This window comes from Euzebyella marina (genome assembly GCF_003687485.1).
Lineage (GTDB): Bacteria > Bacteroidota > Bacteroidia > Flavobacteriales > Flavobacteriaceae > Euzebyella > Euzebyella marina.
On record NZ_CP032050.1, the window covers coordinates 3,678,373 to 3,697,076 of the forward strand.

General features: G+C 41.3%; 7 protein-coding genes. 6 read left to right on the forward strand and 1 reads right to left on the reverse strand.

All coding sequences use genetic code 11. The annotated features are described in order from the left end of the window. Positions 1 to 19 precede the first annotated feature (19 nt). The 3 genes from D1013_RS15730 to D1013_RS15740 all read left to right on the forward strand — a co-directional run bounded on the left by D1013_RS15730 (position 20) and on the right by D1013_RS15740 (position 2,704). Positions 20 to 1,057, forward strand: coding sequence for a COX15/CtaA family protein (locus tag D1013_RS15730; RefSeq protein ID WP_121849736.1), 1,038 nt, complete (start codon positions 20 to 22; stop codon positions 1,055 to 1,057). A 28-nt stretch (positions 1,058 to 1,085) separates the two neighbouring features. Further along, a complete protein-coding gene (locus D1013_RS15735; protein WP_121849737.1) occupies positions 1,086 to 1,580 on the forward strand; it encodes an IS1096 element passenger TnpR family protein in 495 nt (164 codons plus the stop codon). A gap of 65 nt (positions 1,581 to 1,645) precedes the next feature. Continuing rightward, a complete protein-coding gene (locus tag D1013_RS15740) occupies positions 1,646 to 2,704 on the forward strand; it encodes a nucleoid-associated protein (protein WP_121849738.1) in 1,059 nt (352 codons plus the stop codon). A 9-nt stretch (positions 2,705 to 2,713) separates the two neighbouring features. On the opposite strand, the gene D1013_RS15745 is transcribed toward D1013_RS15740, so the two are convergent. Further along, entirely contained in the window at positions 2,714 to 3,808 is a 1,095-nt protein-coding gene (locus D1013_RS15745) for a hypothetical protein (protein ID WP_121849739.1), read from the reverse strand. A 171-nt stretch (positions 3,809 to 3,979) separates the two neighbouring features. Here D1013_RS15745 and D1013_RS15750 point away from each other — a divergent pair, with 171 nt between their 5' ends. The 3 genes from D1013_RS15750 to D1013_RS15760 all read left to right on the forward strand — a co-directional run bounded on the left by D1013_RS15750 (position 3,980) and on the right by D1013_RS15760 (position 18,541). Continuing rightward, a complete protein-coding gene (locus D1013_RS15750; RefSeq protein WP_121849740.1) occupies positions 3,980 to 16,690 on the forward strand; it encodes a T9SS type B sorting domain-containing protein in 12,711 nt (4,236 codons plus the stop codon). Between the two features lie 118 nt (positions 16,691 to 16,808). Then, on the forward strand, positions 16,809 to 17,711 hold the full coding sequence (locus tag D1013_RS15755; RefSeq protein WP_121849741.1) for an ABC transporter ATP-binding protein: 903 nt from the start codon (positions 16,809 to 16,811) through the stop codon (positions 17,709 to 17,711). After that, on the forward strand, positions 17,708 to 18,541 hold the full coding sequence (locus tag D1013_RS15760) for an ABC transporter permease (RefSeq protein ID WP_121849742.1): 834 nt from the start codon (positions 17,708 to 17,710) through the stop codon (positions 18,539 to 18,541). Before D1013_RS15755 ends, D1013_RS15760 begins: the two co-directional genes overlap by 4 nt. Positions 18,542 to 18,704: the final 163 nt, after the last annotated feature.

Genomic DNA, 18,704 nt, shown 5'->3' on the forward strand with positions numbered 1-18,704 from the left:
GCGGGTAATAAAGATTACCATGCAAAATAGCTTTAGAAAGGTCGCCAAGTTATCATTGATCCTGGTTTATTTGGTCATTATTGCAGGGGCAGTGGTACGAATGACGGGTAGTGGAATGGGCTGCCCCGACTGGCCTAAATGTTTTGGTCACTATATACCCCCTACCGATGAATCTGAACTACAATGGCAAGCAAATACCCCTTTTACCAAGGGCCAAATAATCATTCGAGACGAAGCTCTTGTAGTGGCCAATAAATCATTTACTACTGGTAACGATTTTGAAGCTGCTAATTGGGATGCTTATACCAAACATGATTATGCTACATTTAATGTAGCCCATACTTGGATTGAGTATATAAATCGCTTGTTCGGTGCATTGGCAGGTTTTGCCACCCTGATTCTGGCTGTTCTTTCGTTCAAATTTTTAAGGAATAAAAAGCGCGTTACAGTACTTTCTTGGCTCGTTGTTTTTGGCATGGGCTTTCAAGCTTGGCTAGGTGCCACTGTAGTGTATTCGGTTCTCGAACCTGTTAAAATCACGTTACATATGATTATGGCCCTTGTAATCGTAGCTATGTTGTTGTATTTGATATATATAACAAAGCAGGAAAAAGAGCCTTTAGATAGACCGCAGGTGAAAATTGCACCATTGATGACTTTGACCTTGGTTCTTACCTTGGTTCAAATAGTCTTAGGCACACAGGTTAGGCAGTTCGTTGACGAACAGATAGACGTATTCGGAGAAAGTGCTAAGAACCTTTGGCTCTCAGATATCGACTGGAAGTTTTACCTTCATCGCAGCTTTTCTATCATAGTGGTACTTTTGAATATCGTACTTGCCCAACGAATTTATAAAATAGGGTTGGGCTTCAAAAAGATCAATTGGGTACTTGGCCTAATAGCACTGGAAGTAATTACAGGAATATCGATGTACTACCTTGATTTTCCGTTTGCATCGCAACCGGCACATCTTGTATTGGCCTCTTTACTTTTCGGTGTTCAGTTTTATCTGGTTTTGGAGGCTTACAGTTCGAGAAAAACGCTTAAATCTTTGTAACTTTGCCTTCGCCCAAAAAGCAAAGACTATGATTTATAAGATACGTATCATCTTGGATGCCCAAGAAGATATTTTTCGTGATATTGAAATAGAGGCAGGTAACTCAATGGAAGAATTTCATAATGCCATTGCTCAATCTTTTGGGTTTTTAGGCAATGAAATGGCCTCTTTTTATACCTGCGATGATGAATGGAACCAAGATGAAGAAATCGCTCTTTTCGATATGAGCGAGAATGGTTCTGATGTTCGGCTTATGAACGAGACATTTTTAGAGGATGTTTTGACCAGAAACAGCCCAAAGCTCATTTACGTGTACGACTTTTTGAGCATGTGGACGTTCTTTGTTGAACTAGCCGATATCGTAGAAAATGAATCGGGAAGGTCATACCCCAATTTACTTTTCAGTTTTGGAGAGCTTCCAGAAACTCCTCCAGAGAAAAACTTTGAGTCTAGTCCTCAGTTCGATTTTGATGACACGCTCGAAAACTACGATGACCTAGATTTCGACGAGAATTGGAACTAAGAGCATTTCATCAGTTAACATCATCATCTCAAAGTCTTAACCTATATTAATCTCGCTATTTTCAAATGATCAATTTATATCCAACCCAAATTGAAACTATCTCACTTCACCGCGTCGGTAATAAGAATAAAAGTGAAGGTGTTTTTCTATCATCAGAACCTTTTTCGTTAAATGATGAGACAAACGGTCTTTTGAAAGAGTATTTCTTCAAACCCTTTCGTGATAAAGAAGAGAACTATTTTAGGTTTACAAATGATGTAGATGTTGAGTTTAACGAGTTGTTCAAGATTGCATCCGCTATTTTTTCCGACCCTGACAGCAACCATGAAAACTCAAAAAGAATAGCCACCCATTTATTCGAACAATCGAACCATCCGCATATAAAAAGTGGAGAACTATATGTTACCTACCTTACGGGTATTATGTTGGATAATGAAAAGGTTGACGCCATCGGCATTTTCAAGAGTGAGCTAAAACATGATTTTTTGCAGTTTGAAGAAAAGGGAAGCAATCTAGACATCGTTATTCAGCAAGGTATCAACATCAATAAGTTAGATAAAGGATGTTTGATCTTTAATTCTAAAAAAGAAGAAGGTTATAAAATATTATCGATTGACAGTAACCGTTACGACACGAAATACTGGCTAGAAAACTTTTTGGATGTCGAGGCATTGGCCGACGAAAACTTTTACACCAAAAATTACCTCAAATTCTGTCAAAATTTCGCTAAAGATGTGGTATTGCCTGCTGAGGATAAGCAGCAAGAAGTACTATTCATGAACCGTGCTGTCAATCACTTTGCCAAAAACGATTCATTCGAAGAAACCAACTTTTTGAACGAGGTGATGGACAATCCGGAATTCATACCGGAATTCAAACATTATAAGGTAGAAAAAGGTCCGAAATACAGCATTGAAGATGTTAGCAACTTTGATATTGCCAACAAAGCGGTTAGTGATGTTAGAAAGAAGATTAAAAACGTTATTAATCTAGACACTAACATTCAAATAAAGATGGATTTCATCAATCCTGAATCGGCACAAAAGTTCGTAGAGAAAGGTTGGGACGAAGAACGGCAAATGTATTATTACCTAGTTTATTTCAACAAGGAAGAAAAAAGTTAAGACTGAATCTTATTGATTTTGTTGTACTTTGATCCGTTGTTCTAAAATTTGCTTCATACTAACATCTTCATAGTTTCTTCTAACAAAATCCAAAGCAAGGTCTAACACCTCTCCCATAGAATTACACTTTCTAAAATTGAGGTCCAGAGTAAGCTCATAAATTTGTTCTTTGAGCATATCGGTGTTCTCACTGGTTGAAATAATATCGCTTTTGGCAATGGTTCGAAGTTTACGGATTCGATTGCCCGAACTTAAAATTCTCTTGGCAACGATTGAACGTTCTTCTAGTTTGTACTGATCCACTGAGTTACGTAATAGTTTATTTCGCACAAGCTCTACCATTTGAAAATTTTCTTTAAAGAACTGCGGCCTATAAACTTTGAGTTTACCTTCAAAACACTGCTGATCAAAATCGATGGCCCTTATCCGGTACACCACATGATCAAAATCGTGAACGGGCACGATTACATAGTTATACGAACGCATATCTCCCAAAAGGCGAATCATACAGCGCTCATTGAACTTGACGAATTCTTTCGCCAGTTGCGCCTTCTCCGACTCCGTGCAGCTTGGTAGCATATCTTTAATAAAAACATCGCCTGGTATACCCGCAATGTGTTCTTCTATCAAAGTATCTTTGTAAACCAAAAAGTTAAGATTATAGGGCGACAGCATATGTTCGAGCTCAAGCCCGTAAATACGAGACGCATCGGTTCTTTTCACATAGAAATACGTGAAGTTGTCATTAAGTATATTCCTTACTTTAATGCGAAATGGTTTTGAGTTTCCGAAAGTGCAAAAATCAACGGCGTCAACATTAAGGTATTGATGAATATTATCACTACCGTCAGAATGCAGAATTGAATAGACTTTTTTTAGGGAGTTATCTATTTCTTTTCTTTCGAACTCTGAGTAGAAAACCCTGATCCACAGGGTATCTTCATCGTTAGAATCATATACGACCACCGATCCGGAAAAGCGCAAAAGGTCTTCGTAAAAGATGGGAATTTCTATCTTTCTACTATAATGAGCCAAATAAGCATCCAATTCTTTGGTCACCGGATAGGCCGGTTTTTTCTTTGACATTAAGCGTTCTTCAGACATAGCATTATTTTTCCTACAAAATTCCTACAAAAATTTTAAAAATCCGTGCTAAACACCCTTAATTCAGGGCTTTTATCGACATGCAACAAAACTAGTGTACTTGGCAACATTTATTTAATCAGGGGCTAAAAGCTACGTTATTTTGTAGTGTCCCAAATTGAAGCCAAACCGATGATCAAGTTGCCAAAACCTCAGTTGAAGTTCTTTATACTTACACTATTCCTTCTCTGTTCCTATCTAGGATTTTCACAATTAAGCGACTTGCACTACCTACCGCCTTTAAAGCAAGGTAGGAATAATCAGGCTGTAGAGCAACAAGCAATTTATTTATCTACACCAGAGCCAACCACATTTACGGTGAATGTCTATCGCGGTACCAGCAACACACCGATTACCTCATTCAACATTTCAAATACCAACCCGGCGGTTTACAATTTACCGAACGGTGACAACAACATTACCTTGGTCGATAACAACCATACTGGTATCGTACTTGATGATGCGGGCCTAAGGTTTGAATCGCCCAGCAACAATAAATTCTATGTCAACTATCGAGGTAATTCAAGTGCTCAGGCCGCTTCTTTGACCTCAAAGGGGCGTGTTGCCTTGGGTACAAAGTTCAAGTGGGGCGGACTACCCAACTTGGGTCAGCACAATACGAAATCGAATACATTGGGCATCATGGCCACCGAAGATAACACCACGGTACGATTGTTCGGTTATGACCCTGCCTGTGAGTTTCGCCTACAGGGTGATGCCGACGGATTGACCAATGATAGCTACACCATCAATCTAGATGCCAATGAATCATTTGTCTTTGAAACCTATCTATCGGAATCGCCTGCCCATGTCGACGGTTGGATCGGGGCGAGTATAGAATCAAATAGAGATATTGTTATCAGTAATGGTGGAATGAATACCGGTCGACAACTCAACAACGGAAACAGAGATGCTGCTATCGACCAACCAGTACCGGAAAATAGACTCGGCAAAGAATATGTTTTCGTTAGAGGAAACGGTACCAACGATACCGAATTTCCGTTGATCATTGGTATTGCCGATAACACCCAAATTTTTGTAAACGGTTCTGCAACTCCATTTGCCACCATCAACAATGGGGATTACGTTGAAATACCTGGAACATTTTATTCAGGAAATTCGGCCGGAGCCAATATGTTGGTTACCACTTCAAAAGATGCCTATGCCTATCAATCTATGGCAGGTGGTTCTGCGGTTTATACCCACGGTCTTAACTTCGTGGCCCCGGTGAACTGCCTATTGCCTGATGTGATGGACAACATTCCTGATATCACGAATATGGCAGGCACCTCGGTAAATGGTGGGGTCACTATAGTTGCCGCTACGGCAACCCCTGATGGAAACATTACCGTTACCGATGGAAACGGACCGGTTACTTTACCACCTTCCAATCCCGTAGCAGGTACCGATGATTGGAAAACCATTTTCATACCCAATCTTACAGGTAATGTCAGCGTACAATCTACCGGCCCCATTGCGGTCGGGTTTTTTGGTTTGAACGGGGCACGTGGCGTTGCGGGGTACTTCTCGGGCTTTGATACGGTTCCCGTCGTTAATTTGGAAATACGGGGAGGAAGCGGATGTTTCGTAGGCTCCGAGATTTTTGAGGCTACCGGTAATTTCGATGCCTATCAATGGTTTGGCGATGGAGAGATGATTCCCGGTGCCAACAGCGAAAATTTTGCGCCTACCGTAGCCGGTGATTATTTTGTAAGGGGGACAAAAGGCCCCTGTACATATGATTCGCAACCTATTTCAGCCTACTACTGCGATCCTGATGTAGTTCTGGAGAAATCGGTCGACAAGCCCGAAATAGTGGAAGGCGAAAGAGCTACCTTTACCATTAAGGTTAGAAATCTAGGTGTAGGCCCTGTGACCAACCTTAGAATCACCGATAACATTCCTTCAGGCCTTAGCTTGGTAAATGCACAGACGATAACCGGTAGCTGGAGTGGCAACACTTGGAATATTGGAACGCTCAACGGGGGAGAAACTGCTTTTTTGAGCTTAGAGGTTCAAGCCGACGAAATAGATATTCTACCCTTACTCAATCTGACTAACACCGCAACCAACTCTCAAGATCAAACCGATACGAATATTACTCCTGATTCTCCCTCAGCCCGTATCATCGTTCATAATGATTACGATAACGATGGAGTGGTTGACAGTGTTGATTTAGATGATGACAATGACGGAATTCTAGATACCGTAGAACAGTTGTGTACCATACCAAATGATGTAGTCTTTTCAGCTCCATCAAGTATAATTGTTGGGGGTGCTCCTGTGACGGAAATTTATACCAATTTCAATGATTTATGGAGGAGTTCGTTAAGCAACAGAAATTCTTTGCATCCTAATCTTTCCCACGACTTACTGGCCTTTACATCCGGCGGAACAACTTTTACAACTGGCGTTTTTGATGACGATTTGATCGATTCCAATGGCAATAATCTTTACGATGGTATTGACACCAATAATGACGGAATATCAGATGTAATCGCTACCGAATCTAATTGGATGGCGCTGACCCCATCAAAAAATATTTACGGCGAAGCTACCATAGAAGCCAGCTTGAATGATGGTAATGCCAATAATGCCCTAGGTTTAACCTTGGTAGAAAATCCGACCACCGATCCATTGAACCCGCTATTGACCAATGGAATAAACGGTTTGGATTTAGGCTCTGGAATAGCCAATATTGGTGATACTTGGGTTTATGAGATTGACCCTATCGTTGCAACAACAGTTGGCGATGGCATTCCTGATATTTTATTGACACAAGTTGCAGACCCTGGGGGTGCGGGCCATACCGTTAGTCTTTATGATGCCTCGGGTGCACCGCTTGGTAACGCCGTTCGCGTTCAGGCCTATAGCGGTGGGGCACTTGCTAGTATCGTAGGTTCCTACAGGTTAGATGTGTATCACGCAAATGGTAACGTCTTCTTTCATAATACACGAAGAGATTACCGACTGGCCACTATAGAATTATCAGAATTTGGTATTCCAACGGCCAACCTCAGCGATGTTGCTTTCTTACGACTGCAGCTTTCTTCAAATGCCGATGTTGCCTTTTTAGCTTACAACACCGATTCGTTTTCAGGTTTTTGCGCCAATCTAGACACTGATATGGATGGTATTCCGGACCATTTAGATTTAGATAGTGATGGAGATGGTTGTAGCGACGCCAATGAATACTATAAAGATAACAATGCTGATGGTGGCGATGGTGGTGAATTTGGTACGGGGGTTCCAGCGGTAGACCCTACTGATGGTAAGGTTATTGACGCCTCTTACGAACAGGTGCATGCTCCGATCATACTTTTGGGTAATACTTCAGAAGATCTGGGTGGTACTGATATTAATGGAGAAGATCTAGACCTTGGAGAGACTTTTAATTATGTCATCAGATTTCAAAATACAGGAGATGATGATGCTACCAACTTTACTATCAGAGACGTACTACCGTCCAACGTGACGGTTAACGACTTTGATTACTCGAATGCTACAGGGGTTACCGAAACTTTTGACCCACTGAGCAACTCAGTTGTATTTTCCATTCCCGATAATTTGGTAGAGGTCGGTGACCCGGAATATAAAATAGCAATAGAGGTAACCATTTCTGGAGATTGCTCAGAATTCGTAGCCGCTTGTGCATCGCATTTAGAAAATCATGCTTATGCCTCCTATGAGGGAATTCTTAATTCAAGAACATTCTCAGATGAGGATGGTACCAATTCCGCCGGCACCTGTACTTCGTCTTTAGAAGTAGCTACCAACGATTTATCCGAAGCACTTCAAGATTGCGATGTGGCCAGAACGGTTTTATTATGTGGTGATTTTGTGACCCTGACCGCTGGTGAAGGTTTTACCTCCTATTCATGGGCCATCGACAACAACAACAATGGACAAATTGATGGGGCTGATACGATTTTAAATGATGGTGACCCTGACAGTGACCCAAGAACTATGGTCGTTACGAGTGTAGGTAACTACATAGTCGAAAAAACTGCCAATACAGGCTGCGATGACCAATTGGAAAGAATTACGGTCAACAGATTTGGCGATGTGCAGACCAACCCTATTGTAGATTATTTCAATCAGGTAAACGCAGACTCGAACCCAGATAATGATATCCAGGGCGAAATAGTTACCTGTTCTGTTGATGGAGATGTATTGCCTAAAATATTTCTTTGTGGCTCTAATGATAGTGTGCTTTTACAATTAGGTATAACAGATGCCCAAAGCATCACTTGGCAAAAACTGGATGAAACCAGTTGTTCTTCTGCCGGAGATGACTGTGCCAATAAAAATGGCACCTGCACATGGAACAACCTTGTTCAACAAAACAACTATACCGTTACTGAAAGTGGCAGCTATAGAGTAGTCATTGCCTATGAAAATGGATGTTTCAGTCGATTCTATTTCAATGCTTTCCAAAACACCTTGGACATCGATTACATTTCTTCTAATATCGTTTGTAGTACCGATGGAAGAATAAGAATTACTAATGTCGGTAGTGGATACGGTTACCAATTGTATAACGTTACAAACGATGCGATCGAAGTTCCTTTTAGTGCGGGCCAAGGTCCGAATTTTAATATTTCCACTAACGGAACTTATAAAGTTCAGGTTACACAACTAAACCCGTCTAGCGGAGCACCGATAGCCAATAGCTGTATTTTTGAAACAGAGGATATTGGTATTCAAAGAAGAGAGTACGAGGTCAATTTATCCAGTACACCTGCCGATTGTAATGAACAGGGCACCATTAGTGTGCAAGCATTGAACGTACTTCCTGACTATAGTTACGAGCTATATATTGATGATGGCAGTAATGGAGGGGCTGGAAGTTTTGTCACCTCTGAGCTCGTGAGCATTGACAACACCCATACTTTTACCGGTGTGGCTCCTGGCGACTATATTGTAGTTACTTCTACAACCGACGGTTGTACCGACACTCAAACAATCACTGTAAATGAAATACCCGAACTTAGACTATCTGCCAATACCCAAGAACATATTACTTGTTTGCCCGGAGTGATCAATCTATCAGTAAGCGGTGGTACAACGGGGCATAGATATGCCATCTGGAGTAAAGACGGGATACCCAACTATACAGATGAATCTAGCATTCCCGAATCTGATTTCATTGGTAGTACCAATTTCTTTTTTGGTCATAGAGGAAACCCCTCTACTTATTACCCTAATGAAGATGGCGAATATGTTTTTATTGTTAAAGATGATAATGGTTGTTTTGCCCTGTCGAATAGCGTTCAAATCGAGGATTTAGGAAGCGTAACGATTACGGCTTCCCATTCCGATATTCTTTGTGCAGATTCCGGCAACTCTACCCTCACTATTAACGCTAGCGGAGGAACCGCCCCCTACCGTTACAGTCTGGATAATGGAGTAACCTATCAAAATGAAAACTTCTTCAATAATCTCACCGCGGGTATATACACGATTACCGTGAGTGACTCAAGCGGCTCTGATGATACTTACTCTTGTGTAGAAAGTATTCAATATGAGATTACGCAACCTTTTAGGCTTACTGCTTCAGCGACCATTATTGAGGATGCTTCTTGCAACCCTAGTGGCGCCTTGGTCAAAATTTCGAATGCAAATGGAGGTCAAGCACCCTATGAATTTAGCTTTGATGGCGGTTCCAATTTTGGTACCCTGGATGAAACACGATTAACAGCAGGAAGCTATCAATTGGTCCTTCGTGATGCGTTGGGATGTACCTTTGATATGGAATTGACGGTGCCAAGTGAAACTCCCGACCCAAATTTAAGCACCGACATCAACTATAATTGTGACGGAACGGGAGAAATTACCATTAATACCGACAACAGTTCTGATTTTGATTATACCTACCAAATAAACGGTATACCTTACACTCCTGTAGATTCCAACATTTTTAATAATGTCGCTGCCGGAACACATACATTAACCATCGGCTATTCAAGTGCCCTGGGTGCGGATCAAAGCACACTTTTCTTTGAAGACTTCGGCAGTGGCCCGACCACTCAAATAGGCGAGATAGGCACTGGTTATTGCTACGAGCCCCAAAACGGTTCTGAAACCGCTTGCAATCTAGGGCCTGCAGGAATTCTCGTGAGTGGCGAATATAGCGTGACCAATTTTGTCACAAATCCGATTTCAGCTTGGAGAAGCCCCAATGACCATACCGGTTTGGCAGATGGTAGGTTCTTGGCCGTAGATATTAGGGTACACGAAAATGCCGATGAATCCATTCTTTGGAGAAGACAAAATTTAGAGGTACTACCTAACAGACCGATAACCGTTGCCTTTTCGGCATATAACCTTAGAAGGGTTTCCGCTAACGGTAACAATCCAGATGTATTGGTAGAATTGGTAGATGGCTCTGGAACTGTTTTAGGCTCCGGTACCACGGGTGATATCCCTAAAAACACTAATGCCGACAGCTGGCATGATTACAACTTTACTTTTGACCCTGGTGCCAATACCAATGTGAGCGTCGTTTTCAGAACAAATTTGAACAGTGCTGATGGTAACGACCTTATTTTAGATGATATTTCTGCCACCCAAGCACCTGAGATTTGTGAAAAAACACAAGATATAACGGTCGTTGTAGAGACAGGAAAAACCTTTGAGGTACAAATTCTCGGAAGCTCATCTCCTACCTGCAATGGTGCCAATAATGGAAATATTCGTTTTGAAGTCAGTAATTTTGACCCTGCGTTCGGTTATGAATACTCATTGGACGGTGGCGTAAATTGGATGATGGAGACCACCTCTCCTTTCACGACCCCATCAACTTTGGATGACGGAACGTACAATGTAACAGTTAGAAAAGTAGATGATAATAGCTGTACCGCAACCTCTTCTACTGGAGCTACGCTTGCTTCCCCAAATGCGTTAACGGCGAATTTGGTACAGACATCAGATTTCACTTGTTATAATACTGGTGCGACCCTTGAAGCTTCTGCAACAGAGGGAACACCGGGCTATAGTTATCAATTGGAACGAACAGATGGTTCCATAGAAAGAATTTTCAGTAGTAATTCTACCTTTCTGAATGTACCTGCCGGCGATTATGTGGTCAGGGTAAGAGACATTAATAATTGTGAAGTTGTTTCGACTACAACTGTCACGGTTACTGCCCCTAATACATTGACCTTGGGTCTTACTGCCACCCAATGCTATGATGGGCAAAACAATGCAACAATTATGGCAACGGCCAATGGCGGAAATGGCGACTTTACTTTTAGATTGAACGGCGGCGCTTGGCAGACCCCTACTCCAGCCAATTCTTCTACTTTTACATTTAGCGGACTGTCAAATGGCAGTTATAATGTAGAAGTGATGGATCAGTACGGCTGTGCTTCTCCATTGGAAACTATCACAATTGCTCCTGATATAACTCTTTCGGTGGCTATTTCGAATGCCAGTTCTTGTAACGATGGTAGCTTAACAGCCACGGCGGTAGGAGGAACTGGGTCTTATGTATATGCTTTTGTTCCTAGCGGAAACACGGTGAGCGATGCCGACTTTTCACCTTCAAACACCTTTGCTGTTCCACTTGCTGATGTTGGTCAATATGATATTTATGTAAGGGACAATGCTGGAAACCCAGGTTATTGTTCAGAGACAGTCACAGAAGAAGTTCAGGCAAGTCCGAATTTGACCTTTACAGCTACACCGACCGATGCTGAATGTTTTGGTGGAAACGGAAATATTGAAGTAATAATTACAAGTGGACTAGCACCTTATGATTATCAACTGATAGATGTAACTCATGGTATTGCGGATCAAACCCACAACGATGTGGTATCAGCTGATAGAACATTTTACAATCTACCTGCTGGTACCTACGATATTATTGTTACGGATGCCGCCGGATGCTCTCAAACCCAAGCAGGTATTGTTGTTGATGAACCTGTAGAATTAACAGCGGACATCAATGGAGTTACCCCTGCCAATTGTACCGGTTTGGCCAGTGAATTCGGTTTTGATTTTGACAATTACCCCACAGCGATAGGTACGGTTGAATTCAGTAGTGATGGAGGTATCACATGGCAGTCTTCCGATGAGTTTAGAGGCTATCTTTCGGGAGAAGAGGTTTACCCTTCCCTTAGAACAATAGACGGTAGCGGAAATACCATATGTCAAACAGATTTGCCAAGATATACTATTCCATATCCGCTAGATGACCTAGACATTACAATTTTACCGATTATCGTGAACTGTAATGAACTTCAAGTAAGTGTTCGGGGGCAGAATGGTACGGCCCCTTATGAATACACCTATGCCGAAGATCCTGCTAATTTCGACCCAGCAGCTCCAACTCACCCTTGGACCGCACCTTATGCTGCAGGAGTTACACATACCTTTCCTAATCTTGTACCCGGTAGAACGTATGCCTTCTATGTACGCGATAACGTCGGGTGCATTAGGCAAAGTAGTGTGAACGTCAACGATATCATCACAAATCCCATGGAAATAACGGCTACGGTTAGTCCGGCTTGCCATGCAAGTAGCAACGGGGAAATTACTTATACCATCGTTGATAACCATGGTAGCACCGAACCGAATATGGAGTGGTTCCTATACGATACTACGGGAACTGTTGTGGCCAATAGTGGCGGAATAGTTGCTTATTCAAATACGATTAGTATAACCGGATTAGCGGCCAATGAATATTACTTAGAGGTACAACAAATTGATAGTGGTGGAAATCCTCAATGTATCAGTGCCAGCGAAAACGAAATTTTAGATGAGCTCGATGTTATTACCGGAACGCCTCAGTCTATTCAAGACATCAGTTGTGAAAATCCGGGCCTTATTGAAATAGAGAATACGCAAGGTGGCGGTGGAACTTATTTCTATACCGTTACAGGTCCTGCTCCGTTTACGACGATTACGGCCTCAGGAGATAATCCTATTGAAATACCGGCTAATTCACCTGCTGGAAATTACGATATATCCGTTGAAGACCAGTATGGATGCTCTTACCCCCTAGGTAGCGTTGCCATGAGTTTTATGGCCGCCCCAACTATTTCTAATGTAGTAATTGATAACTGTAACGCCAATGCTTCTATCACAATTACAGCGACGGGAACAGGTACCCTCTTGTATTCTATTGATGGCGGCAGTAATTATCAAACGAACCATGTATTCAGTAATATTCCGGCAGGCAACTATGATATTTACGTTAAAGATGCCTCTGGTTGTACCGATAATGTTAATAGAGATGTTCATGCAACTTTACAGGCCACGGCCAGTCTTGCGGTTCAATTAGGTTGTGGACCGGGCAATGAAGCTGAAATTTCTATTGAAGCGATAGCTGGATCTGGAAATTATGAGTTTGAGGTTTTAGACAGTGCTTCTGGAACTACCATAGCTCGTCAAGTTTTGGCGACCAACCCGCAAAATATTCAGTTGAGCATTGCTGACACTTATACGGTAAATGTTTACGATATGGGAACCGACAGCCCTGTTTGTAACAGGTCGTTACTAGTTGAAGTACCAGCGGCGATTCAACCCCAAGTTACTGCCAACCCAACAGATGTTAGCTGCCCTGGAGCTGATGACGGTCGTATTGAGTTGACCCAGGTAAACAATGGCAATAATCCGCTAACATATACCTTAAACCCTATGCCTTCAGGTGCTAGTTGGGATGCATCTACACAGTCTTTCATTAATCTATCAGGTAATAATTATACGATTACTGCTACAGGGCCCAATGGTTGTGAAACGGTAATCAATTCCTTGGTCAATGAAAACGCTGTATTGACCTTCGACGTTCCTGATATTGTACAATTCGGTTGTTCATCAGATAACGATGTCAATAATGCCACCATAGCCATCAACACCTCTTCTATTGCAGGTGGTAGCGGAACTTTTAATAGATTCGTCTTTGTCGATGATGCAACTGGCAACGTGCTTCAAGATAGTAGTGACCCTAACTACATTTATACCGATACAAATGGTGGTGACGTAATCGTTCGTGTGTACGACAATCAAGGCTGCCCATCAGAACATGTGGTTACCATAAGCGCCTATGATGCTCTAGTTGATGCGACGATTACCGTAGATAGAAATATTGATTGTGTGAACAGTGGTGAAGACATTAGTATTGATGTATCAAGCACATACACAGATTTTGCTTCCAATCCGACCAACTATGAATTCAGGCAATTGCCTTCGGCTTCTTATCAGGCTTCAAATCAGTTCTTGAACCTTTCGGCAGGCACATACACCTTCGCAATCAGGAATATGACCACTGGATGTGAGATTACCAGAAGCCATACGGTTGAAGAGCCCAATACATTTGATGTTACCATCGACAAATTATCTGATGTTATCTGTCATGGTGGTGATGGAAGCATCAGCCTAACCCTTGTTGATGGCACTTACGCTGCTGGATTCAGCTATACGATTTTCAATAATTCAGGAACGAATATTCTATCTGGAAGTTCAGTCAATGTGGGCCCTACCCCGGCAATTTTGGTACCTGCCGGAAATTATACGGTAGAAGTTACACAAGATGCTTTTCCTGAATGTATACAAACAAGAAGTTTCAGTATTGCGACACCTGAAGCTCCACTTGCCCTTGACCCAATAAATACTGAAGAAGTAGGTTGTAACAATGACAGAGGTAGTGCCCAGATTACACCTACTGGCGGCAAGGCCCCTTACGACATTGTAATGACCCATAACGCTTTAGGTACCAATTATACCGCCAACGGTGTACATTCCTTCCTTTTTCAAGGTTTAGGTGCCGGTCAGTATAACATCGAAATTACCGATGCCCTAGGGTGTACAGTCAATTTCAACAATGCTTTTGAGTTGGTAGTACCGGACCCGATAACTGCCTCTATCTCTAACACCGATTTGGTTTGTGAAGGTGATAATGACGCATCGGTCACTGCAACCGTGAACCCTAGAAATGTAAATGCCAATTACAGATATATTCTCAATAAATACAGTGATGCTTCCGGCATTACTTTATTGGAAGCTTCTGCATCGCGAACAATTAATACATTCAACAATTTGGGTAGTGGTTTCTATAGCATTTCAATCTTAGATGATATGGATTGCAGCTATGAAACAGCGATTATTGAAATAGCCGAACCCACCGAGGTTGAAGGTTTGTTGACTACAGTTCAAAGAATGACCTGTCAATCGAACGCCGAGTTATTATTGACTGCCTCTGGTGGTACTGCCCCTTATATGTGGAGTACAGACGGTTTAAGTTTTAACGCAATGAACCAATCATCTGGGGCGAATACCCATTTGTTCACCAATGTGATTGAAGGCGAGTACCACTATTTTGTGCGCGATAGTTTTAATTGCGTTTCGATTGTCACCAATTCGGTAAGAGTCAATGAAATTGAAGATTTAACGGCCGTGATTGATCTCTCTGCTGCAAGAGTCGCATGTCGAGGTGAAAGCACCGCTGTTATCGAAGCAAAAGCTGATGGTGGATTGGGTAATTACCAATATGCCTTATTCAGAGACCTTGCCTTAAACGATGAAGCAAGACCGAACCAAGCTACCGGTTTATTTACAGACCTTCCAGTTGGCCAGTATTATTTGAGGGTTGAAAGCGGCGACTGTGAATTTATTTCGTCCAGAATTGAAATTTCAGAACCGACTCCATTGGCTATTGAATACGACGTGAACAACATTTCTTGTAATGGCGCTGAAGATGGTAGTATTGAAATCGAAGTGACGGGTGGCACAGGCAGCTATCAATATGCCATTTCGCCCAACCTCAACCAGTTCTTTGACGATAATGTGTTTGACGAATTGGCTCCTGGTGACTATATGATTATCATTCAAGACAGCAATGGCTGCTTTGAAGTTATAGATGCCGCTATTACAGAACCTGAAGTGTTGGAAGTGGAAGCAACTACTACCCCTGAAATTTGCGAAGGAGAAGAAAATGGTACTATCGAATTGATGATTTCAGGTGGTACGGCTCCCTACAGTACTAGATTGGCATCAGAAAATGACTTTATCCAAGGAAGAACCAATTTCTCAGGCCTTTCAACGGGCAATTATATCATCTTTATCGAAGATGCAAATGGCTGCGAAGACAATTTAATGGTAACAATAGAACCTGGAGTTAATTTAAATGCACACGTAGAAACGGTGTATGGCTGTAACGGAAATACTCCCAACAACTACGTTAATATCGTCATGGATGATGAAGGATTGGAAGATCAAGTACTTTTCGGCTTGGATACCATGAACCCCATGGAAATGCAATTAAATCCTTTCTTTAGAGATGTTGCCCCAGGTACACATTACATATCCATATCCCATGAAAATGGCTGTATTACTACTCATACATTTGAGGTCGAACATTTTGAACCTTTACAACTTACGGTTACACAGACCAACATAAATGAGATTACAGCAGCCGTTAGTGGCGGAAGGGAAAGTTACACCATTTACTTTGGCGCTATAAATAATGGTTCTGACAATGTGTATCATATTACTAAAACCGATACATACCTTGTAACGGTAGTTGATGAAAACGGTTGTGAGGCAACGGCCAGTATTTATATGGAATTCATTGATATCGAAATACCCAATTTCTTCACACCTAATGGAGACGGAAAAAACGATACCTGGAAACCTAAAAATATAGAAGTCTATCCAAACATCTACATCAGTATTTATGATCGTTATGGAAGAACCGTCTATACCTTTGAAGACAATGAAGATGGTTGGGACGGTATTTATCAAGAAAGCGACCTTCCATCGGGAGATTATTGGTACATCATAAAAATGAATGGTGAATCTGACACTAGGGAATTTGTGGGCCACTTCACCCTTTATCGATAGTCAAAACAACAAATGGCAGCTTTTCAGCTGCCATTTTTAATAGTTTAAATAAAGAAACCGCTGTAACAATTTAGGCTCATGCTCGTCTTGTTTACATAAATCAATCAAAAAACAAGGCTTGAAAACTATTTTATCGGTTCATTCCCTTACCAAAAAATTCGGGCATCTAACAGCTGTCAATAATTTATCCTTCACCATAGAAAAAGGGAACGTTTACGGAATACTAGGTCCCAACGGAAGTGGAAAAAGTACAACCTTAGGTATTGTTCTGAACGTTGTTAATAAAACTTCCGGAGAATTTAAATGGTTCGACGGCAGCAAATCTACTCATCAAGCCCTTAAAAAGGTCGGGGCGATTATTGAACGACCCAATTTCTACCCCTACATGTCGGCCGTTCAAAACCTGAGATTGGTGTGTAAAATAAAAGGGGTTTCTGAAGGTAAAATAGAAGAAAAACTTCAGGTCGTTGGGCTTATAGAAAGAAAACACAGTAAGTTCAGAACCTATTCATTAGGTATGAAACAAAGATTGGCCATCGCCTCTGCCCTATTGAACGACCCCGAAATTCTTATTCTTGACGAACCCACAAACGGACTCGACCCCCAGGGTATACATCAGATTAGGGAAATCATTAAAAAGATAGCTGCTGATGGCACAACTATTTTACTGGCATCGCACTTACTTGATGAAGTTGAAAAAGTTTGCAGTCATGTCGTCATTTTAAGAAAAGGCGAAAAATTATATTCCGGGCGTGTAGATGGTATGTTGGCAAGTCATGGCTTCTTTGAACTAAAATCTGATGACCTATCTGTTTTAAAATCTTATCTCGAAAAGAATGCCAGTTTCGGTGAGGTCAAAATAGAAAACGGTATGCTCACCGCCTTTTTAAAAGAAGAAATGAATGCCCTTGAGCTTAATCAAACCCTGTTCTCCCAGGGTATTGTTTTATCGCATTTAGTAAAAAGAAAAGAAAGCCTCGAAGAACAATTCTTAGCTCTAACCAAAAATAGTCAACCATGAACAGACTGCTTCAAATTGAGTTCATCAAACTTTGGAACAATAGGGCTAGTAAAATTTTGATACTATCCTATTTTATACTCCTTACCTCCATAGCGCTAGTAGCTGCCATTAAATTTGATATTGGCCCAATTAAATTTCATTTGGCGGAACAGGGTATTTTCAACTTTCCTTATATCTGGCATTTCAACACTTTTGTGACCGCACTTTTCAAACTGTTTCTGGCAATAGTCATCGTTTCGATGATGTCTAATGAATACAGCAACAAAACCATAAAACAGAACCTCATCGACGGTCTATCAAAAAAAGAGTTTATACTCTCTAAATTCTTGACAGTAGTTGTGTTTGCTTTGGTTTCTACCATTTTTGTATTCGTTGTTTCCCTTATTTTAGGCCTTTTTTATTCCGATTATAATGAGTTGTCGATAATATTTTCCGATTTGGAGTTTCTTGTTGCATTTTTTGTTAAACTAGTTGGCTTCTTTTCATTTTGTCTCTTCTTGGGTATTTTGGTGAAGCGCTCAGCTTTTGCCTTAGGCTTTTTGGTACTTTGGATGATTTTTGAGCAAATGCTTTTCGGGCTTTTAGGATGGAAGTTCGTTTCTTGGGAAACGGCCCAGAATATTAAGGGTTTCTTGCCTATGGAGGCCATGTCAAATCTCATCAACGAGCCTTTCTCGCGGTTAAAAGCGGTACAATCGGTAGCCGCCCAAATGGGCGAGAGTTTTGCATTGAACTATGCCGTTCATTGGTATGAAATACTCATTGTGCTTCTTTGGAGCGCCCTTTTCATTTACCTTTCGTATGCTATTTTGCGCAAACGAGATTTTTAACATTGAACATCGATCGAATCGATAAATCATCGAGTTATCACATTATCAAATTATAATTGTAGTATCTTGTTTTGATTTGCTATGAAAGTCTAAAGGAAGCTTTAATGGAATTTCTTTAGCCATTTTCTTCGAGCAAATCCTTTTTGCTAGACTTAAAGATTTA